The 18,613-nt window shown below is 61.2% G+C and carries 20 protein-coding genes; 5 read left to right on the forward strand and 15 right to left on the reverse strand.

What is annotated here, in order from left to right; translation table 11 throughout:
* Nucleotides 1-648: 648 nt before the first annotated feature.
* The 3 genes from BLQ55_RS21235 to BLQ55_RS21245 form a co-directional block, all read right to left on the reverse strand.
* Nucleotides 649-1,548: a hydroxymethylglutaryl-CoA lyase gene (locus tag BLQ55_RS21235; protein ID WP_092256746.1), complete on the reverse strand. Its 900-nt coding sequence runs from the start codon at nt 1,546-1,548 to the stop codon at nt 649-651.
* Between the two features lie 157 nt (nt 1,549-1,705).
* Nucleotides 1,706-2,107, reverse strand: a complete 402-nt coding sequence (locus tag BLQ55_RS21240; RefSeq protein ID WP_072405324.1) for a MerR family transcriptional regulator — start codon at nt 2,105-2,107, stop codon at nt 1,706-1,708.
* 187 nt (nt 2,108-2,294) lie between these two features.
* A complete protein-coding gene (locus BLQ55_RS21245) occupies nt 2,295-3,224 on the reverse strand; it encodes a LysR family transcriptional regulator (RefSeq protein ID WP_060738293.1) in 930 nt (309 codons plus the stop codon).
* Nucleotides 3,225-3,401: 177 nt separating this feature from the next.
* On the opposite strand from BLQ55_RS21245, the gene BLQ55_RS21250 reads away from it, so the two are divergent.
* Nucleotides 3,402-4,631, forward strand: a complete 1,230-nt coding sequence (locus tag BLQ55_RS21250; RefSeq protein WP_053120907.1) for an acyl-CoA dehydrogenase — start codon at nt 3,402-3,404, stop codon at nt 4,629-4,631.
* Between the two features lie 218 nt (nt 4,632-4,849).
* On the opposite strand, the gene BLQ55_RS21255 is transcribed toward BLQ55_RS21250, so the two are convergent.
* The 11 genes from BLQ55_RS21255 to BLQ55_RS21305 form a co-directional block, all read right to left on the reverse strand.
* Entirely contained in the window at nt 4,850-5,719 is an 870-nt protein-coding gene (locus BLQ55_RS21255) for an isocitrate lyase/PEP mutase family protein (RefSeq protein ID WP_092197136.1), read from the reverse strand.
* A 181-nt stretch (nt 5,720-5,900) separates the two neighbouring features.
* Nucleotides 5,901-6,083 carry a hypothetical protein gene (locus BLQ55_RS21260; protein ID WP_092197133.1) on the reverse strand — a complete coding sequence of 61 codons (183 nt, stop codon included), beginning with the start codon at nt 6,081-6,083 and terminating at the stop codon, nt 5,901-5,903.
* 39 nt (nt 6,084-6,122) lie between these two features.
* Nucleotides 6,123-6,764: a cupin domain-containing protein gene (locus BLQ55_RS21265; protein ID WP_092256749.1), complete on the reverse strand. Its 642-nt coding sequence runs from the start codon at nt 6,762-6,764 to the stop codon at nt 6,123-6,125.
* A complete protein-coding gene (locus BLQ55_RS21270) occupies nt 6,761-7,534 on the reverse strand; it encodes a hypothetical protein (RefSeq protein WP_256326631.1) in 774 nt (257 codons plus the stop codon). Before BLQ55_RS21270 ends, BLQ55_RS21265 begins: the two co-directional genes overlap by 4 nt.
* A 217-nt stretch (nt 7,535-7,751) precedes the next feature.
* Complete coding sequence (gene astA / locus BLQ55_RS21275; protein WP_092256752.1) at nt 7,752-8,786, reverse strand: arginine N-succinyltransferase; 1,035 nt, start codon at nt 8,784-8,786, stop codon at nt 7,752-7,754.
* Nucleotides 8,787-8,847: 61 nt separating this feature from the next.
* The gene (locus tag BLQ55_RS21280) at nt 8,848-9,864 is read right to left on the reverse strand and encodes an arginine N-succinyltransferase (RefSeq protein ID WP_092256757.1); all 1,017 of its coding nucleotides are present in this window, start codon (nt 9,862-9,864) and stop codon (nt 8,848-8,850) included.
* Nucleotides 9,865-9,975: 111 nt separating this feature from the next.
* Entirely contained in the window at nt 9,976-11,325 is a 1,350-nt protein-coding gene (locus BLQ55_RS21285) for an APC family permease (protein ID WP_092256760.1), read from the reverse strand.
* 71 nt (nt 11,326-11,396) lie between these two features.
* A complete protein-coding gene (locus BLQ55_RS21290; protein ID WP_092197118.1) occupies nt 11,397-12,149 on the reverse strand; it encodes an N-formylglutamate amidohydrolase in 753 nt (250 codons plus the stop codon).
* Complete coding sequence (locus BLQ55_RS21295) at nt 12,133-13,485, reverse strand: type I glutamate--ammonia ligase (protein ID WP_092256763.1); 1,353 nt, start codon at nt 13,483-13,485, stop codon at nt 12,133-12,135. The genes BLQ55_RS21290 and BLQ55_RS21295 overlap by 17 nt, the downstream gene beginning before the upstream one ends.
* On the reverse strand, nt 13,482-14,126 hold the full coding sequence (locus BLQ55_RS21300; protein WP_092256766.1) for a cysteine hydrolase family protein: 645 nt from the start codon (nt 14,124-14,126) through the stop codon (nt 13,482-13,484). Before BLQ55_RS21300 ends, BLQ55_RS21295 begins: the two co-directional genes overlap by 4 nt.
* Nucleotides 14,127-14,128: 2 nt before the next feature.
* Nucleotides 14,129-14,983, reverse strand: a complete 855-nt coding sequence (locus tag BLQ55_RS21305) for a MurR/RpiR family transcriptional regulator (protein WP_092197109.1) — start codon at nt 14,981-14,983, stop codon at nt 14,129-14,131.
* Between the two features lie 301 nt (nt 14,984-15,284).
* Between BLQ55_RS21305 and BLQ55_RS21310 the strand changes: the two genes are divergently transcribed.
* Together BLQ55_RS21310 and cobF are read left to right on the forward strand one after the other, a co-directional pair.
* Nucleotides 15,285-15,860 carry a histidine phosphatase family protein gene (locus BLQ55_RS21310; protein ID WP_092256768.1) on the forward strand — a complete coding sequence of 192 codons (576 nt, stop codon included), beginning with the start codon at nt 15,285-15,287 and terminating at the stop codon, nt 15,858-15,860.
* The gene (gene cobF / locus BLQ55_RS21315; RefSeq protein ID WP_092256771.1) at nt 15,860-16,618 is read left to right on the forward strand and encodes a precorrin-6A synthase (deacetylating); all 759 of its coding nucleotides are present in this window, start codon (nt 15,860-15,862) and stop codon (nt 16,616-16,618) included. Before BLQ55_RS21310 ends, cobF begins: the two co-directional genes overlap by 1 nt.
* Nucleotides 16,619-16,650: 32 nt before the next feature.
* On the opposite strand, the gene ftrA is transcribed toward cobF, so the two are convergent.
* Complete coding sequence (gene ftrA, locus BLQ55_RS21320; protein WP_092197099.1) at nt 16,651-17,610, reverse strand: transcriptional regulator FtrA; 960 nt, start codon at nt 17,608-17,610, stop codon at nt 16,651-16,653.
* A gap of 103 nt (nt 17,611-17,713) precedes the next feature.
* On the opposite strand from ftrA, the gene BLQ55_RS21325 reads away from it, so the two are divergent.
* Nucleotides 17,714-18,148 (forward strand): rhodanese-like domain-containing protein, encoded by a 435-nt coding sequence (locus BLQ55_RS21325; RefSeq protein ID WP_092197096.1) that lies wholly within the window; start codon nt 17,714-17,716, stop codon nt 18,146-18,148.
* 209 nt (nt 18,149-18,357) lie between these two features.
* On the forward strand, nt 18,358-18,613 hold a 256-nt coding region (locus BLQ55_RS21330), incomplete at its 3' end, for a helix-turn-helix domain-containing protein (protein WP_143011763.1).

The following is an 18,613-nucleotide window of genomic DNA, read 5'->3' on the forward strand; positions in this document are numbered from 1 at the left end:
AACACTTGTGGGAGCGAGCCTGCTCGCGATGGCGGTACATCCGTCGGCAACCGAGTTGTCTGACACTCCGCTATCGCGAGCAGGCTCGCTCCCACGGGGAAATAGGGGGATCCGGAAAGCACAAAGGGGAGCCGAAGCTCCCCTTTAATTTTGTCGTCGCGTGCTCTTTTTTATTATTGAGGGGCGGCCTGTTGTTGTTTTTGGTAGCCGTGGCCCTTTACCGCTGTTTTTGGCGATCCCCATCCGGGATCAAGAGCAAACGTATTTTTTTGAGCGCTGATCTGCTTTTTCGCCTGGCGATCCAACCGATTCGGGAGCTACCTGAAGGTAGTTTTATTGTTCTCTGCCCGGTTGCGGGTTGCTCCTGGAAGCACCCTGAAAAGCACATCTTCTCCAAAAAAATCTGTTAGCTGCGTCTCTGCCGTGTTGTTTTTGTTATGTCAGAGTCGTTTCGTCTTGTTTTTATTGGGTTTGCTGCGTTTTTTTATTCTTGTTATGCAAGAGATATAGCAGGTGGCGTGCCAACTTTTAAAAGTCTATATAAATCAAATGCTTGTGGTTTTCGCCTGAAAAGTCTGACCGACAAAACCTGACAAATTGTTTCCGTGTTACTCGTTTCGCCCCTGTTACAAAGCCGGCGGTAACACCTCAGTGTGCGTTGCGGGCCTTGGCCACGCGCGAACCCGTCGGGCGGCCGAGCACATTACAAATCTGCCGGCCCGCGGCGATCAGTGCGTCCAGGTCGACACCGGTTTCGATACCCAACCCATCGAGCAGGTACAGCACGTCTTCGGTGGCGACGTTACCGCTGGCGCCCTTGGCGTACGGGCAACCGCCAAGGCCGGCGATGGAGCTGTCGAACACCGCGATGCCTTCCAGCAGGCTGGCGTAGACATTGGCCATGGCCTGGCCGTAGGTATCGTGGAAGTGTCCAGCGAGTTTGTCCCGGGGCACTTCGGCGCCTACCACTTCGAATAGCCTGCGTGTGGCGCCAGCGGTACCTGTGCCGATGGTGTCGCCCAGGGAGACCTCATAGCAGCCCATCGCATACAGCTCCCGGGCGACCCACGCCACCTGTTCAGGCTTGACCGCCCCTTCATAGGGGCAACCCAGCACGCAGGACACGTAGCCGCGCACACTGACACCGTGCTGTTTTGCGGCCGCCATGATCGGCGCGAAGCGCTCCAGGCTGTCCTTGATGGAGCAGTTGATGTTGCGCTGGGAAAACGCTTCGGACGCGGCGGCGAACACCGCCACCTCTTTCACGCCCGCCGCCAGCGCATCTTCAAACCCCCGCAGGTTCGGCGCCAGGGCGCCATAGGTCACACCGGGCTTGCGCTGGATCTGCGCGAACACCTCGGCGGACCCGGCCATTTGCGGCACCCACTTGGGCGAGACGAAACTGCCGACCTCTATATAGCCCAGGCCGGCGGCGCTCAGGGCATCCACCAGGCGCACCTTGTCGGCGACGCTGATGGGTTGTGCTTCGTTCTGCAGTCCGTCGCGGGGGCCGACTTCGATCAAGCGTACAAAGGAGGGGAGGGACATGGGGATTGACCTGTAATGAGTTGCCAATGATGTCGAGACCGATGATGTATCCCTTGTGGGAGCGAGCCTGCTCGCGATAGCGGTATGTCAGTCAACATCGATGTTGTCCGTTGTATCGCTATCGCGAGCAGGCTCGCTCCCACAGGGGCAGGTTGTGTTACTGGACGATTTCCTCGCCCTCGATCGTCTGCTCCAACGCCTGGATACAGCGTTCTTCGGCGGTGTCGAGTTCCAGCTTCATCTGTTCGATGTCCAGCAATTGCTGTTCGAGCTGTTCCCGGCGCTCGGCGATTTTCGCCAGCATGCTGTGCAACTGTTTCTGATTGCCGCTGGAGGGGTCGTAGAGTTCGATCAACTCGCGGCACTCGGCCAGGGAAAAGCCAATGCGCTTGCCGCGCAGGATCAGCTTCAGGCTGACCTTGTCCCGCGGCGAATAAATGCGCTCCTGGCCCCGTCGCTCCGGGCTCAACAGGCCTTGTTCTTCATAGAAACGGATGGCCCGGGTGGTGATATCCAATTCGCGGGCGAGGTCGGAGATGCTGTAGGTCTGGCTGCTCATGGAAGCGCTCGAAACGAAAGGGGCTGGCGTTAAGCTAAAGGCAGGTTGACGTTCGCGTCAAGCAATGAGGTTCTGCACACAAAACCTGTGGGAGCGAGCTTGCTCGCGATGGCGTCGGATCAGTCACCATGGATATTGGCCGGTCTACCGCTATCGCGAGCAAGCTCGCTCCCACCGTTTCGATCTCTTAAACCTTATCGAGCTTCTTCTCATGGGCCGTCACCTGTTGGCACAGCTCGATCATCTGCTCGCGCATCCAGCGGTTGGCCGGGTCCTGGTCGGTGCTTTCGTGCCAGTAGAGGTGGGTCTCCACCGGTGGCACGTCGTTGACCGGGAGCAGGAAGGCATGCAAATCGTGACGCCGTGCAAAGCGCTCGGGGACGGTCATGACCATGTCGGTCTGCTGCAGCACCTGGGAGGCCATCAGGTAATGCTGGGAACGCAGGGCGATCTTGCGCTGGATGCCCATCTTGCCGAGGGCCAGGTCGACGTACCCCAGCCCGTTGCGGCGGCTGGAAATGTGCACGTGGGTCTGGGCCAGGTAATCATCGAGGGTGATCTTTTCCTTGCCCGCCAGCGGATGGCCCTTGCGCATGGCGCACACGTAGCGATCTTCCATCAACTTGACGTGGCGTACCTGTGGGTCGGTGTTGAGCGGCGCGTCCACGGCGAAGTCGAGGCGGCCAGCGGCCAGTTCTTTGGTGGTTTCACGGCGCTTGGACAGGAAGCTCTCGATCGCCACGGTCGGCGCCAGGCGGCGCAGGCGCTGGAACAGCAGCGGCAGGATCACGCCTTCGGTGAGGTCGGTCATGCTGATGCGGTAGGTCTTGACGGCCTGCAGCGGGTTGAATATCCGGCTTTCCTGCACCGACACCCGCAGCAGCGACAAGGCATTGCGCACCGGGCCGATGATGTTCTGGGCCATGGGCGTCGGCACCATCCCTTGGGCGGTGCGCACGAAGAGCGGGTCGTTGAAGGTCTCGCGCAGACGCGCCAGGGCATTGGACACGGCTGGCTGAGTGATGCCGACGATCTGCCCGGCGCGGGTCAGGTTGGCTTCGGTGTAGATCGCATCGAAGACAATGAAAAGGTTGAGGTCGACCTTGCTCAGATTCATGGCGCTGCACTCTTGTTCTTGGGCTTGTTGTGAGGTGCCGGGTGGCGATGCGAATCAGTGAAACATATATCGGTGATGAATGTTAATACACGCCGAGAATAGGTTAGGTAAATTTTCGTAGCTGAACTAGCATCGATTTCATGACCTAAAACAACCTCTGCCAAGAAGGTGCTGCTCATGGATTTTGCCTATTCCCCCAAGGTTCAGGAACTGCGTGAACGCGTCACGGCGTTCATGGACGCCTACGTCTACCCGGCCGAAGCGGTGTTCGAACGACAAGTGGCCGAGGGCGACCGCTGGCAACCCACGGCCATCATGGAAGAGCTCAAGGCCAAGGCCAAGGCAGAAGGCCTGTGGAACCTGTTCCTGCCGGAGTCCGAGCTGGGCGCCGGCCTGACCAATCTGGAATATGCGCCGCTGGCAGAGATCATGGGGCGCTCGCTGCTGGGGCCGGAGCCGTTCAACTGCTCGGCGCCGGACACCGGCAACATGGAAGTGCTGGTGCGCTACGCCAACGAAGAACAGAAGCAACGCTGGCTCGAGCCGCTGTTGCGCGGCGAGATTCGTTCGGCCTTCGCCATGACGGAGCCGGACGTGGCCTCTTCGGACGCCACCAACATGGCTGCCCGCGCCGAGCGTGACGGCGACCAGTGGGTGATCAACGGCAAGAAATGGTGGACCTCGGGTGCCTGCGACCCGCGCTGCAAGATCCTGATCTTCATGGGCCTGAGCAACCCCGATGCGCCGCGCCATGCCCAGCACTCGATGATCCTGGTCCCGGTGGACACCCCCGGGGTCAAGATCGTCCGGCCGTTGCCGGTGTTTGGCTACGACGATGCGCCTCACGGGCATGCCGAAGTGCTGTTCGATAACGTGCGGGTGCCATACGAAAACGTCCTGCTGGGCGAAGGCCGCGGTTTTGAAATAGCCCAGGGTCGACTCGGTCCAGGCCGGATTCACCATTGCATGCGTTCCATCGGCATGGCCGAACGCGCCTTGGAATTGATGTGCAAACGTGCCGTCAGCCGCACCGCCTTCGGCCAGCCGTTGGCGCGCCTGGGCGGTAACATCGATAAGATCGCCGACTCGCGGATGGAGATCGACATGGCGCGCCTGCTGACGTTGAAGGCGGCATACATGATGGACACGGTGGGCAACAAGGTGGCGAAAAGTGAAATCGCCCAGATCAAGGTCGTCGCGCCGAACGTGGCCTTGAAGGTCATCGACCGGGCGATCCAGATCCACGGTGGCGCGGGGGTTTCCAACGATTTCCCGCTGGCCTACATGTACGCCATGCAGCGCACCCTGCGCCTGGCCGACGGCCCGGATGAAGTCCACCGCGCGGCTATCGGCAAGTTCGAGATCGGCAAGTACGTGCCCAAGGAGATGTTGCGTAGCGGCCGTTGAAGGCCTGTTTCACCCTGGCAACGCCATCGCGCTCACCACCAACCCACTGTGGGTCTGCTCGTGATGGCGTTGGCACATTGCAAGCTGGACCACCGCTATCGCGAGCAAGCTCGCTCCCACAGGGGAGTGTGGGGTGTGCCCGAGATAGATGTCGCACCGCAAACCCACTGTGGGAGCGAGCTTGCTCGCGATGGTGGCCCCCAGGACAGTGAGCCTTCTTACTCCTTGACGCTCATGTACTCCTCGGCCCAACGGATGTAGTCCTCGGGCTGGGTGTAGGTGTGGGTCAGTTCGGTGGCGCTGAGGTCCGACGCCTGGGTGAAGATCTGCCGTTGTTCGCGAAGGCTGTCGTAGGTGGCCTTGATCGCGGCGAAGTAGGCGCCATGGCCATCGATGGTCACGCGTACGCCCAGGTCCGCCAGGCGCTTGTCGTCGCGCAGCAGCGGATTGCCGTAGGTGACAAGCATCAACGGCACCTTCAGGTTTTCACTGATTTTTTCCAGATGATCGAAGTCCTGCACGCCCACCATGCAAATCCCGTCGGCCCCGGCACGCTCATATTGCTGGGTCCGGCTGATGATTTCCTGAACCGGCAAGATCCCGGCGTTGGTCCGGGCGATGATCGCCATTTCCGGATCGACGCGTGCCTCCAGCGCTGCCCGAATCTTGCCGACGCCTTCGGCTACGCCGATCAGGTCGGTGGATTTACGTCCGAACTGGGCCGGCAGCAAGGTGTCTTCGATGGTCAGCGCCGCGACGCCGGCCCGTTCCAGTTCGATGATGGTGCGCATCACGTTCAGGGCATTGCCGTAGCCATGATCGGCGTCGGCAATGACCGGCAACTGGGCCACGCGACCGATACGGGTGGCCTGTTCGGCAAATTCGCTGAGGGTGATCAGGGCGAAGTCCGGCGCGCCCAATACTTGCAACGACGCGACCGAGCCTCCCAGGATGCCTACTTCAAAACCCAGGTCGGCGGCGATGCGCGCCGACATCGGGTCAAACACCGAGGCGGTGTGGTAGCAGGTCTTGGAAGCCAGCAGTTGACGAAAGTTACGACGCAAATCTTGATGGGAAAGCCTGGACATATGAGTTCCACCAATGGAATGGAAAGGCTTGAGCAAAAGTGTCAACGCCGAAAGATCCAAAGGCTATCACGTGGCAAGCGCAAAGATGATGACGAATGTGCATGGGCGATGTTTTCGCTGCATGGGAAAGGCCGCAAACCCGGTCGGTCTGCGGCCAGCGAAAGCATCCTTGGTGGGTCGCTCAGTCCGAGGTTGGCATGCTCCACAGTTGCTTGATCTCGTGGATGTTTGCAACGTTGAAGCGAGTGGGGAACCCGGGGATTGTGCAGTGGGTTTCGTTGATCAACTGCGTTGCGGTGTCGATCACCTGGGTGCTGGCTCGCAACAAGGGCGTTTCATCCCAGTCTTGCATCAGGTCATTCATGGCATTTTCCTTCTTTTTAAATGCCGGACAACGAAACGACTATCCGGTGTTGAGTAATGACAATGTGTCTGTGAATAACGCGATTTCTTGCGTCGCTACACCCGGGTAAAGTGGTCGGTAGTTTTTATCGAAACACCAGGCTTCATCGAGTTTGAGCCAATGTTGCGGGTGAACGAACAGGCTCAATGACGCCGACATCGACATCGGCGGGATCTGTCTATGGATTTCTTTGAGTGCTGGCATGTACAGCACTTCGCCGGGTGCAAGTTTTAGTCGTCGCTCTTTACCCAGGCGCGGTCTCTTATTCTTTTCCAACGGTAGGTCGTCGAGTATCTCGCGGGTGATAGTGGTATAACCGTCACCGCTGTAGCCGACGGCATAAATCTCGAAGTCGTGACTGTGGTTCAGGTTATAGATGAACGTTTCTTTTTCATCAGCCGTTGCTGCCGGTGCCCAGAAATTCAAGCGAAGGCTGAACGAGTCATTGCGGTGCAGGACAAACCCATAGGCGTTATAGAGGCGGCTGCGTGTATCAAAGCCGTCTCGTTGGATCGTGGCATGCAGATGATCGCTCAACAAAGTGCGATTCTTGGCCAACTGCCGCAGGTCTTCGATAATCCGGGATTTATCTCGTCGCAGGTCATGGTTTTTCAACCGTTCGACAAAGGCTTCCAGCTTCATGCCGCCTGCTCGAACGGTTGGAGCAAGTTGTCCAGGCGCGAATCCCGGTGTTTTTTCAGCAACGGGATGTAGCTCAAGGCGTCCTGGGGATTGGCCCGGTAGAGCATCTGGAAGGCTTTCCACGCCACGGCCGGGTGATAGTGGTAGACCAGCTCCCCGGCGACGCGGCGGCGTTCGGGGTCTTGAACCGTTTCGAGCAGTTCCAGGCTCACCAGGTAGCGGGCGGCGCTGTCGTCATGGGGCAGCCAGGCGACCTTGCGTAACGAAGCACGATCGAATACGCCGATGTCTGCACTCCTGTCCGGCAGATTGACCCTGCCTATCAGCCCGGTGTTCGTTTGCGCAGGGCGGCAATAGTCAAAGAGTGTCTGGCTGCCGTCGATCACCAGCGGGTTGTTTTTATCTATGCGTACGGTGTCGGCCTTTTCAAGCCGAGGCCCCTTGAGGGTATATCGCTGTACCTCGAAGGGTCGATCAACGGCAAACAGAATACTCTGGCCGGGTATTGAATACACTTGCGAAGAGACACCGATGGATGTCAGAGCCTTGATGCTGATATTGCCAATGTTCGTGCAATGCAACGTGATGGTGGCCGTGTGCAAGTTGGTAATATTCATGATGGCTGCACGTCGAGAACGGGCATCGGCAAAGGTTGGCTGGCTGTTCAGCTCGGCAATTAATTGGTTGATTTGCGCGGTCATGTCCAATGTTTTTATTTGTGCTGCGATCTCTTCAGGCGGCAGGTACTTGGAAATCAGAGTCTTGATCATGAGCGGGTTCGTTAAAGCAGGGCGATGGGCACAAGTATGGTTTTGGGAGGGGGTGGAGGCAATTATGGAATTGTGGGGAAGTATTGCCGATAAACAATACTTGAGTTGTTAAAGCGGCAGCACGGGCAACTCGGTAACGCTACGCTTTTGGCAGGACGATAAGACCGGCCGCCGGGGCGGCGGTGATCGGACATTGGTTTACGAGGCGCGAGAAAGGTTATGCCGCCACGGCCTGCTGCCCCTGCCTGAGCAGCGCCACGGCGCGCACCGTATCACCCGGTTGCACTTGCAGGCGTTTGGCGGTGAGGCGATCGACGAGAAGGCTGTTGCCATGCAGGCGTGCGCGTGCGCTGGTGACGCGGCAGTTTTCCAGGCGCCGGTTGTGGATCAGCCAGACCGGTGCTTGTTCGTCCGGAGTGCCAATGGCCAGGGTCAGCGCCTGGCTGTCGCGTACGCTGCGGATTTTCGACACCGGCGCTTCGATCACCGGGCCGCCGTCGAAAATGTCGATGTAACCCCTATGGCTGAAACCCTCGGCATTGAGGATCTTCAGGGCTGGTTCGGTGTTCGGGTGAGCCTTGCCGATCACTGCCTGGGCCTGTTCGGTGAGCAGGCAGGTGTACAGCGGCTGGCGCGGCATCAGCTCGGCGATGAACGACTTGTTGCCCATCCCGGACAACTGGTCGGCGTAGCTGAAATCCTTCTGGAAAAAATGCCGTCCCAGGCTGTCCCAGAACGGCGAACAGCCTTGTTCGTCGGCATGGCCCCGCAGCTCGGCAATAAGTTTTTCGCCGAACAGCTGGGAAAACTCGGCCACGAACAGCAGGCGCGCCAGGGACAGCAGGCGCCCGTTGTGCCCGTGACGTTGTTCGGGGTGCAGGAACAACGAGCAGATTTCCGATTGCCCGGACATCTCGTTGTTGAGAAACAGCGTAGGGATCTGCCGCTGGATTCCCAACTCCGGCGCCGAGCTGACCGTGACCCCGACCCGATAGTTGTACCAGGGCTCACGCAGCCCCACCGCCCCGGTCAGGGCGCTGATACCTACCACCTGCCGGTCATCGTCTTCGAGCACGAACAGGTAGTCGGCGTCGGCACGTTCGACTTGCCCGGCGAAGGTCCGCTGGGCCCAGCGAATGCGGTGGGCCAGGCGCTCTTCGTTGGCCGGCAGGCTGGTAAACCCCGGGCCCGCGCAACGGGCCAGGTCCAGCAAGGCAGGCAGATCGGTGATGGCCACCGGACGGACAATCATGATGCAGCTCCTTCATCGTGTCGGTCCAAACGTCGGTGCAGGCCATGGCATCGCGTGAGGTTCATAGGGCAATCACCCGGATCCGCGCGCCATCCCGGATGTCCAGGGCCGTCAGCATGGCGGGCGACAGGGCCACCGGGCCGTCGGCGCGGACGTCCAGCTCGGCGACGATGGCCCGGTAGTTGCCTAGGTGCTCGTTGCTCACCAGGTACAGGCCCCGTGCATCAATCTGCGAGTTCTGCCAGGCCGTAGTGGTGCGACTGTGGGCGATGGAACGGATATTGGCGATACGGGCATGCAAGGTCGGCCCGCCGTCGAAGAGGTCGACGTAGCTGTTGGTTTCGAAACCCTCGCGCTCGAGGATGTCGAAGGCTTCCTGGCCGTCGGGATGCACCCGGCCGATGCAGGCCTGGGCTGCGGGCGGCAGCATGGGCACGTAGATTGGGTACTGCGGCATCAGCTCGGCGAGGAAGGTCCGGCTTTGCAAGCCACACAACCGTTCGGCTTCGACGTAGGGCAGGTCGAAGAAGTGCTGGCCGATGGCGTCCCAGAAGGGCGACTGGCCGTCTTCGCTGCTGAAACCGACGATTTCGGTGATGACCGATTCGGCAAAACGCTGGGGGTGGGCGGCGATGAACAACAGCCGGGCCCGGGACAGCAGCTCTGATTCCGGCGTGCGCACCCGTTCGGCATCGATGTGGAAGCCACGCAGTAGTGTTTGCCCGTTGAGGTCCTGGCACAGCGACAACGCAGGTACGCCGTGCTGGATGTTCAACTCCCGGGATTCGCTGGAAAACGGGCGGTTGCGCAGGCTGTAGAACGGTTCGTTGCAACCGGTGCTGGAGAGGATTTCCGAACAACCGACCAGGCGCCCGGATTCCAGGTCCTGCAAGACGAAAAAGTAATTCTCTGCCCCCGGCCCGTGCGCCTCGGCTGCGAACGAGGCGCACGAGTCGAGGATTTTTTCCTCCAGCCGCCGGGTATCGTCCGGCAGCGACGTGACGCCCACCAGGCTGTCACGGGCCAGTCGTTGCAGTTGCGGCAGATCGGCTAATTGAACTGGACGTAAGGCCAGCATGGATTGCACTCCTGTTCCCAGAGAACCCGGTGACCGGCACCGGGCTTGACGATCACTGTCGATGTCCACGCGTTACAACCATGGCTGGCCGAACCCTTCGACCGCCATTTCTCATTGACCCGCCGGATCGGGCAGGGCGGTACGACTGCCGAATTTGTTGAGCAGGCACAAATAGACCACACCCGCGGCGATCCAGATCAGGCCGAGTTTCTGCGCGGCCACGCCCATGTTGTACATGATGGCCGCGACGATCACGAAGCCGACCAGTGGGCAGATCAAGTGACGAATCAATTGGCCGGACCGCTGGCGGCGCCAGTAATGGTTGATGACGGTGATGTGCAGCAACATGAAGCCGCTCAGGGCGCCGAAGTTGACCAGGGAGGTCAGGGTGTCCACGGCGTTGATGAACAGGTAGCAGATCAGCAACGACAGCACCGCCACCAGGTAGATACTCATGTAGGGGGTGTTGTGTTTCGGATGGACCTTGGCCAGTACCTTGGGCAACTGGCCGTCCCGGGCCATGCCGAACAACAGGCGCGACACCGCTGCCTGGGAGGTGATCGCCACCGCTACACCCCAGGCCAGGGCGGTGGCCACCGCGGTCAAGGTGGCCAGCCAACCGCCGGCCGCCAATTCGGCGATTTCATAGAAGGCGGTATCGGCGGACTTGAAACCCATGCCGGCTGCCAGATCGGTGGCGATCCAGGTCTGCACCACGAAAATCGCCCCCATCACCAGCAAGGTCACCAAGGCGGCCTTGCCGACGCTGCGGCCCGGGTCGCCCTTGATTTCTTCGGCCAGGGTGGAAATGGCGTCGAAGCCCAGGAACGACAGGACCGCGATGGACACGGCTTGCATCAGCAGGGCGAAGTTGAAGTGTTCCGGGCTGTACAGCGGCGCCAGGGTCAATTGGCCATGTCCGGCCCCGCCGTGCAGGGCATTCCAGGCGTAGAACAGGAAAATCCCCAGCACCACCAACTGTGCCAGCAGGAAAATGATGTTCATCCGTGCGGTGAACGTGATACCTCGCAGGTTGACGAAGGTCGCGCTCACCAGGAATGCCAGGATGAAACCGACCTTGGGAATGTCCGGGTACAAATGGTTCAGCGCCATGGCGGCGTAGACATAGAGCAGCGGCGGGATCAGCAGGTAGTCCAGCAGCATCAGCCAGCCAGCGATGAACCCGACGTGTGGGTTAAGGCCTCGTTGCGCGTAGGAATAGACCGAACCTGCCACCGGAAAGGCCCGGGCCATGCTGCCGTAGCTCAAGGCGGTAAACAGCATCGCCACCATGCCGATGATGTACGCCAGCGGCACCATCCCTGGGGCTTCGGCGTTGACGTAGCCATACACGCCGAACGGTGCGATGGGGATCATGAAAATCATCCCGTATACCACCAGGTCTGTCAGCGACAGGCCGCGTTTCAATTCCTGCTTGTAGCCAAATGCCTCAATGCTCATGAGCCGTTTTCCTTTTCAGCTGTGTGGGTGGCGCTTGCTTGCTGTCTGTCGCTGGTAACTTGCCGCTGCCGCTACAGCAGGGGCGCCAGGTAGGCGCTCCAGGTCCGTACCCCTTCTGGGCTGCGCAACTGGTCGTTGCGCACTTCGATCAGCACCGAATCCAGGCCGCGGCCATCGCCGTGCACCGGGACCGTCATGTCGGTCAGGGGGTTGATCTTGTAGGGCTGGTTGCCCGCTGCCCGCAGCGAATGCCGGCTCAGTCCGTCGACGATGCGCTGGGCGTACTCCTTGGCTTCGCCGAACAGCACGCCGGCTTCCAGGGCGCGTGGCTGGCCATAGAACACCGGGGTGAAACTGTGGATGCCCACCACGCGCACCGGCCGGTTGGCGGCCAGGCGTCGGTCGATCAGTGCCCGCAAGCGATCATGAAAGGGATGGAACAGGCACTGCTGGCGATACTCGCGCGTGGCCTCGTCCAGGTCGTGGTTGCCCGGGACCTGGTAGATCTCGCTCTGGGCCGGAATGCTGTCCGGCACGTGCAGCGGGCGGTTGAGGTCGATCAACAGCCGTGAGTAATTGGCCGACAGCAAGGTCGCACCGAGGGTTTCGGACAGGCGTTCGGCCAGCAGCAGCGCGCCGATGTCCCAGGCGATATGCTCCTGGGACGCGGTTTCATCCAGGCCCAGGTCGTTGAGCGCCACGGGAATGAAACGGCTGGCGTGTTCGCACACCAGCAGCACCGGGTGGTCGGATTCCTCCCGGATCAGTCGATAGGCCGGCCTGGTGTAGAGGCCTGATTCAGCACATTCAATAGATTCGCGCATAGTGCTCGCAACGCTCGGCAGGTGAGAGCGCCTGGGTCAAGGCCTGCTCCTGGGCCTTCAAGGCGAAATAGGTTTCGACCAGCGGGCCGGGCAGGGCCTCGAGCAGCGCCCCGCTGTGGCGCAGGCAGTCCAGTGCCTGGGCCAGGGTTGTCGGCAGGGCGATAATGCCACGGGCGCGACGTTGTGTTTCATCCAGCTCATCGGGTATTTCATCGGTGACAGCGTTCAATGCCAATCGGTGCTGGATGCCCAGCCGCCCGGCAATCAACAGCGCGGCCATCGCCAGGTGCGGTGAGGCGGTGGCGTCCATGGCGCGGAACTCCAGGTTGTACTGGTTCGCCAGCGGCTTGCCACCCAGGCTCACGGTCGGGCAGATGCGCAGCGCCGCTTCGCGGTTGCGCTGTCCCAGGCATGCATAGGATGCGCTCCAATGATGAGGTTGCAGGCGTGCGTAGGACAACGGCGTCGGCGCGGTCAGCGCGCACAGCGCCGGCAGATAATGCAGCACACCCGCGGCCCAATGCTGGCCGAGGCTGGACAAGCCATTGCTGCTGGCGGCGTCATGCAGCACCGGGTCTGCGCTCAGGTCTTGCAGGCTCAGATGCAGATGCACGCCGTTGCACACGGCATTTTCCGAGGTCTTGGGGGCGAAACTCACGTCCAGGCCCATCTGCCGGGCGATCTCGCGGGTGATTTCCCGTACGTTCACCGCCCGATCGGCGGCGGCTACGCCCAGGGTCGGGCGGCAGGTGATCTCGTATTGCTGCTTGCCGTATTCCGGCAGGAACATTTCCGGCTCGACGCCGCCGGCCCGCAGGGCACTGAGCAGCCACCCGGCGAACCCGGCCTGCTGGCGCTGGGCCTGGAGGCTGAAGGCCAGGCGATCAGGCTGCGCAGGCGTGGCAGACAGGTTGAATTCATGTTCGAACGCGGCGAAAACCTGCAGGCCCAGTTCGCTGCGATAACGCTCCACTTCGTCCTGCAGCAGCGTGCGCGGGCAGGCGCTCCAGGGCCGGCCGTCGGTCTCCCGGATATCGCAATGGATGAAGTCCAGGGCCGGTGCCTGGGCGTCGGGGCCATTGTTGACGGTCACCCGGCTGGACAGGTCCGGTACCAGCCGCAGGTCGCCATAGGCACCCCAGGGGTTGGTCGAGGCGATGACATCCTGGGGCGTCAACGCGCTGTTGGCCGGCACCCAGCCGCAACCGGCGGTGACGTAGTGGGGCAACTCATCGCTGGGGAACGAGCGCCCGCGGGTCACGCCGATCAGGTCGGTGGTCACCAGGGTCGTGACCGGCAGCGGTGCGAGGAGGGCAGCGGCATCGAGACGGCTCATGGCTGCATCTCCTGCAAACGAGCGAGTACGGTGTCGGTGTCGGTGATCCAGCAATAGCCCTTGATCGCGTTCAGGCACGCCAGGTGCCGTTGTTCGGTGTAGGTCGCGCAGGCGTCTTCCACCAGCGTGACCAGGTAACCGCGGTCGGCGGCGTCACGCACGGCCATGTCGACGCACTGGTCGGTGACGATTCCGGCGACGATCAGGTGCCGGGTCTGCAGGTTGCGCAGCACGTAATCGATGTTGGTGGAATTGAACACCCCGGAGGAGGTCTTGGGCAGCACGATTTCGTTTTCCTGCGGCGCCAGTTCGGCAATGATTTGCGCCTCGGGGCTGCCCTTGGGCAGGTGCATGTCCGACAGCTTGTGATCCAGGGAGCGGTCGCGGCCATCGGCGGTGAGGCTTTCGATGTGGGTGTGCAACACGTTGTGCTGTGCCGCGCGCATCGCCTCGAGCAAGCGCTGCTGGTTGGGGATGACCTGCTGGCGGGCCCGCTGGAGGAAATACCCGGCCTCGGGGCTGTGCAGGTGAGCATCGAATTGCGGTTCCAGCCAGGCGCGTTGCATGTCCACCAACAGCAGGGCCGTGTGCTGGCGGGTGAACGGCAAATCCCGGGGCGAGCGGTGGGGGAGCGAGAACATCCTTATTTTTCCTCCAGCAGGTGCGTGTTGAACTCGGTGCGCAGGGCGTCGATGCCTTCCAGGCGTTCGGCCAGCTCGGGGCATTGCAGGGTCAGGCAGGCGATCAGGGCTTCGACCTGGGCCAGCGCCGGCACCAGGCTGTCGAAGGCCGAAGCCGATTCCACCGGGGCGCTGATGATCAGGTCGGCCAGCTCGCGCAACGGCGAAGCATAGACGTCGCTGAACAGGACGACCCGGGCGTGCCGCGCCTTGGCCGCGCTGGCCACGCGCAGGGCCTGGGCCTGGTAGCGACGGTAATCGAAAATCAGCACCACGTCCTGGCGCTGCACGTCGAACAGGCGGTCAGGCAGTTGGGCGTTGTCTTCCAGGGCAAAGCAGCCGGCGCGCAGCAATCGCAAATGGTTGAGCAGGTAGTGGGCCAGGAAGCTGCTGAAGCGCCCGCCGAAACAATGCACCTGGTGGCGACTGTCGAGCAACCACTGTACGAGAATGCGCACGTCTTCGGGTTGGGTCAGGGCCTGGGTGTCGACGAGGTTGCGTTGGCTGGCGGCCAGGTACTGGCTCCAGGTATCGCCTTGCTGCAATTTGGCCCGGGGTCGCAGCAGCGTGCGAGGGGAGCGCAGGCGATGGTCCATGTCACTGAGCAGCGCATCCTGGAATTCGGCATAACCGCCAAACCCGAGTTTTTTCACCAGCCGTACGATGGTCGGGTCGCTGACGCCAGCATGGTCCGCCAGGCGTGACATCGGCCCGAGGCCGTTGCGTGGGTAGTGATCGAGCAGGGCACGGACGACCTTGCGTTCCGACGGCGTCAACACCAGGCCGGGATCGGTGATCAGGTCTCTGAGGGGCGGCATCCGTGCTCCTTGCCTGGATGTAATGTTGAATTTCTTTCATAACTCCTGAAAACAGTATTTATGTAGCTGGTGCTACATGTCCAGCGGTTTTTACGTTCCGTTTAAAATGCTCCAAAGTTGTGCGAAAACCTTGTAGGAGTTGGTCTCGGCCAGGTGGAATGAGTATGTCGGCCGTTTCATCTTGGACATGTCGGACATAACGCCTTTTTGTCTCACTTATTTGATTTCGTATAAGGTGCTGTACAGCTAAACCCGGGAATATCCCCTCCATGCGACCCGTTCGATTACCCGAGAATCCAGTGTGCAAGCCACTCGCCTGACGTTGATCTGCCACGCCCGCACCATTGCCCAGAAACAGGCGCGCTTCAGCGTGGATGAGGCGCTGGACGCCGACTGGCTGAGGCGACGCGGGCAGGTCGAGCATGGCTATCGAAACGTCCGGCAACTGCTGTGCGGGCCGGAACTGCGCACTCGCCAGACGGCCGCGTTGTTCGGCGACGAGTCCCGGGTGGACCCGGCCCTGGCCGATTGCGATCTGGGACGCTGGCGCGGGTTATCCATCGATGAATTGCTCAAGGTGGAACCGCAGGCCCTGCAAACCTGGCTCGACGATGCCGAGGCGGCCCCCCATGGCGGTGAATCCGTCGCTCGCTTGTGTCGCCGTGTCGGGGATTGGCTGGCCAGCCTGGAAACCCGACCGGGGCATCTGCTGGCCGTCACCCACCCCTTCGTGATCCGCGCAGCCTTGATAAACGTCCTGGGCTGCCCGGCCGCCACCTTCAATCGAATCGACATTGAACCGTTGTCCACCCTGGAATTGCGTTTCAACGGCGTATGGCGCTTGCGCACCCAGGAACCTGACCAGGAGTCGCCGTGATGAAGAGGTTGTCAGTCATTGGCATTGGGGCCGGCGATCCGGATCACCTGACGATGCAGGCCGTGAAAGCCTTGAACCGTTTGGACGTGGTCTTCCTCATGGACAAGGGCCCGGCCAAGGACAAACTGTTGGACCTGCGGCGCGAAATCTGTCGACGCCACATCGTGGATCGCACCTGCCGTTTCGTCGAAACCTGCAGCCCGGAACGTCAACGCGGCGACCTGGGCTACACGGACAGCGTCGAAGCGCTGAACCGTGCGAAACAGGCCACCTTCGCACGGTTGATCGATGAAGAACTGTCCGACGGGCAGCATGGCGGTTTTCTGGTGTGGGGCGATCCGGCGTTGTACGACAGTACCGTGCGCATCCTGCAGGCTATTCTCGACGAGGGCCGTTGCGCCTTCGAATTCGAGGTGATCCCCGGCATCACCAGTGTTCAGGCCCTGGCCGCCCGGCACAAAGTGCCGTTGAACAGCATTGGTGGTGCGCTGGAAATCACCACCGGACGCCGCTTGGCAGCGGGGCAGATGGGCGACGCGGCGAGCGTGGTGGTGATGCTCGATGCCGAGGATGCCTATCGCCAGGTGAGCGATCCCGATACGCAGATTTACTGGGGCGCCTATGTGGGGACGCCGGATGAAATCCTGATCGCCGGCCGGCTGGGGGATGTGGCCGATGACATCGAACGCACCCGCAAGGCCGCGCGAAAAGCCAATGGGTGGATCATGGATACGTATTTGTTGCGTAAGCCTCAATGAGGCTTGCTACAGGATTTCATAACCCCGGCTTTTTAGCCCCGCCCAAACCGCTCCCGATACACCGACGGCGCCAACCCCACGACGCTGCGAAACGCCACGCGAAAGCTCTCCACCGAGCGGTAGCCACACAGTTGCGCGATAATGTCGGTGTTGTCGCCGGTGCTTTCCAGCAGCTCGCGGGCCCGGGCCAGGCGTTCGTGTTGCAGCCAGGCCTTGGGCGACATGCCGCAGGCCTGGGTGAAGTGGCGCAGGAAGGTGCGTTCGCTCATGGCCGCCTGGCTGGCCAGTTCGCGCACACCGAGGGGGGCGTGCAGGCGCTCGCGGGCCCATTGCATGACGCTCGACAGGTCGCTGCGTGGCGTACGGCTGACCGGTGAGGGAATGAACTGCGCCTGGCCGCCCGTACGTTGCGGTGACATCACCAACCGGCGGGCCACGGTGTTGGCGACCTGGACGCCATAATCCCGTGCCACCAGGTGCAGGCAGGCATCGATGCCGGCGGCGCTGCCCGCCGAAGTGATGACCTGGCCCGAGTCCACGTACAGCACATCCGGGTCGACCCGGACGGCGGGAAAGCTCTCGGCCAGTTCGTCGGTGTAGCGCCAGTGAGTCGTGGCGCCCAAGCCATCGAGCAGCCCGGCGGCGGCCAGTACGAAGGCCCCGGAGCAGATCGAAAGTAGGCGCGCCCCACGGGCGTGGGCCCGGCGTAGTGCATCGAGCAACGCCTCGGAAGGTGGCTCGCTGCGGCTGCGCCAGCCTGGCACGACAATGGTCCGGGCGGTTTCGAGCAGTTCCATGCCGCCATCGGCCAATACCTGGAAGCCACCCATGGCGCGCATCGGGCCGTCATCGACCGCGACGATCCGATGCTCGTACCAGGGGAAATCGAATTCCGGCCGCTCCAATCCGAAGATCTCGACGGCAACGCCGAATTCAAAGGTGCATAGGCCGTCGTAGGCGAGGATCGCGACCAGACCTGGTAGAGGCTGCATTTGTCGGAAAATTCCCACAGAGTGTCTTGTACGCCACTGTAGCCGCAAGCCGGGGGGGGATAAAGTCTCTTCACGCCTTTATCTACCCTTGGAGTACACCCCCATGACCAGCCTGGTTCGCGAAGTGCCTGCCGCCCCTTCCGATATCGCCCTACAGCATTTCAGCCGTCGCCTGTCATTCGAAACGGATTGTTCCGATGTTCACGCCAGCCAACAGGCCGGCAATGTCGACTTTGTGCTGGTGGATGTACGCGGACCGCTGGCTTACGAACGCGGCCACGTACCCGGGGCGATCAACCTGCCAACCCGCACGCTCACCGCCCAGGCATTGGCCGCCTATGCCAAGACCACCCTGTTCGTGGTGTATTGCGCCGGCCCCCATTGCAATGGCGCGAACAAGGCGGCGGTGCGCCTGGCAACCTTGGGTTACCCGGTCAAGGAAATGATCGGCGGCGTCATGGGCTGGCTCGATGAAGGCTTTCGCCTGACCGGCTCGGTGGAGCGTGTGGCGGATCAGGCTATTCGTTGTGACTGCTGACTTGGTTTTTATAGTTTGTGTGTATATCCGTTGCTGCGGTAACGGCCACTTAGGGTTCCGCCCTTACGGCGGGTCACTTTTGGCAAACGCCCCAAAAGTAACCAAAAGGTCTTTGCCCCGGTATGACTCACCCACATGGGTTACGAATCAGTTCACGCACATAGGTAACAGTTTTTAACTGGCAGGGTCGATTTCGCGAGGATCTGACCATGCCCTGGAGAGAGCTGAAACCTATGGACCTCAAAGTGATGTTCATCGCTGAGTATCTATCCGAAAAGCACAGCTTTAGCCGGCTGTGCCAGGACTATCAGATCAGCCGAAAGACTGGCTACAAGTGGGTCGAGCGCTATGAGCTGGAGGGACCCAGTGGGCTCGACGAACGTAGCCGCCGACGGCACAACCAAACCTATGTGGTACCGCTGGTTGTGAGGCAGGCCATCATTGAGCTTCGTTCTGTTGGCGAAA

The organism is Pseudomonas sp. NFACC13-1 (assembly GCF_900104425.1).
GTDB classification, from domain to species: domain Bacteria; phylum Pseudomonadota; class Gammaproteobacteria; order Pseudomonadales; family Pseudomonadaceae; genus Aquipseudomonas; species Aquipseudomonas fluorescens_AA.

Coding starts and splice junctions, on each gene's coding strand:
- BLQ55_RS21295 (WP_092256763.1), bottom strand. CDS start 13,485: ATGAGCCGTCTCGATGCCGCTGCCCTCCTCGCACCGCTGCCGGTCACG.
- BLQ55_RS21305 (WP_092197109.1), bottom strand. CDS start 14,983: ATGCCGCCCCTCAGAGACCTGATCACCGATCCCGGCCTGGTGTTGACG.
- BLQ55_RS21255 (WP_092197136.1), bottom strand. CDS start 5,719: ATGTCCAGGCTTTCCCATCAAGATTTGCGTCGTAACTTTCGTCAACTG.
- BLQ55_RS21265 (WP_092256749.1), bottom strand. CDS start 6,764: ATGAAGCTGGAAGCCTTTGTCGAACGGTTGAAAAACCATGACCTGCGA.
- ftrA (WP_092197099.1), bottom strand. CDS start 17,610: ATGCAGCCTCTACCAGGTCTGGTCGCGATCCTCGCCTACGACGGCCTA.
- BLQ55_RS21285 (WP_092256760.1), bottom strand. CDS start 11,325: ATGAGCATTGAGGCATTTGGCTACAAGCAGGAATTGAAACGCGGCCTG.
- BLQ55_RS21270 (WP_256326631.1), bottom strand. CDS start 7,534: ATGATCAAGACTCTGATTTCCAAGTACCTGCCGCCTGAAGAGATCGCA.
- astA (WP_092256752.1), bottom strand. CDS start 8,786: ATGATTGTCCGTCCGGTGGCCATCACCGATCTGCCTGCCTTGCTGGAC.
- cobF (WP_092256771.1), top strand. CDS start 15,860: ATGAAGAGGTTGTCAGTCATTGGCATTGGGGCCGGCGATCCGGATCAC.
- BLQ55_RS21245 (WP_060738293.1), bottom strand. CDS start 3,224: ATGAATCTGAGCAAGGTCGACCTCAACCTTTTCATTGTCTTCGATGCG.
- BLQ55_RS21235 (WP_092256746.1), bottom strand. CDS start 1,548: ATGTCCCTCCCCTCCTTTGTACGCTTGATCGAAGTCGGCCCCCGCGAC.
- BLQ55_RS21290 (WP_092197118.1), bottom strand. CDS start 12,149: ATGCGCGAATCTATTGAATGTGCTGAATCAGGCCTCTACACCAGGCCG.
- BLQ55_RS21260 (WP_092197133.1), bottom strand. CDS start 6,083: ATGAATGACCTGATGCAAGACTGGGATGAAACGCCCTTGTTGCGAGCC.
- BLQ55_RS21300 (WP_092256766.1), bottom strand. CDS start 14,126: ATGTTCTCGCTCCCCCACCGCTCGCCCCGGGATTTGCCGTTCACCCGC.
- BLQ55_RS21280 (WP_092256757.1), bottom strand. CDS start 9,864: ATGCTGGCCTTACGTCCAGTTCAATTAGCCGATCTGCCGCAACTGCAA.
- BLQ55_RS21240 (WP_072405324.1), bottom strand. CDS start 2,107: ATGAGCAGCCAGACCTACAGCATCTCCGACCTCGCCCGCGAATTGGAT.
- BLQ55_RS21325 (WP_092197096.1), top strand. CDS start 17,714: ATGACCAGCCTGGTTCGCGAAGTGCCTGCCGCCCCTTCCGATATCGCC.
- BLQ55_RS21250 (WP_053120907.1), top strand. CDS start 3,402: ATGGATTTTGCCTATTCCCCCAAGGTTCAGGAACTGCGTGAACGCGTC.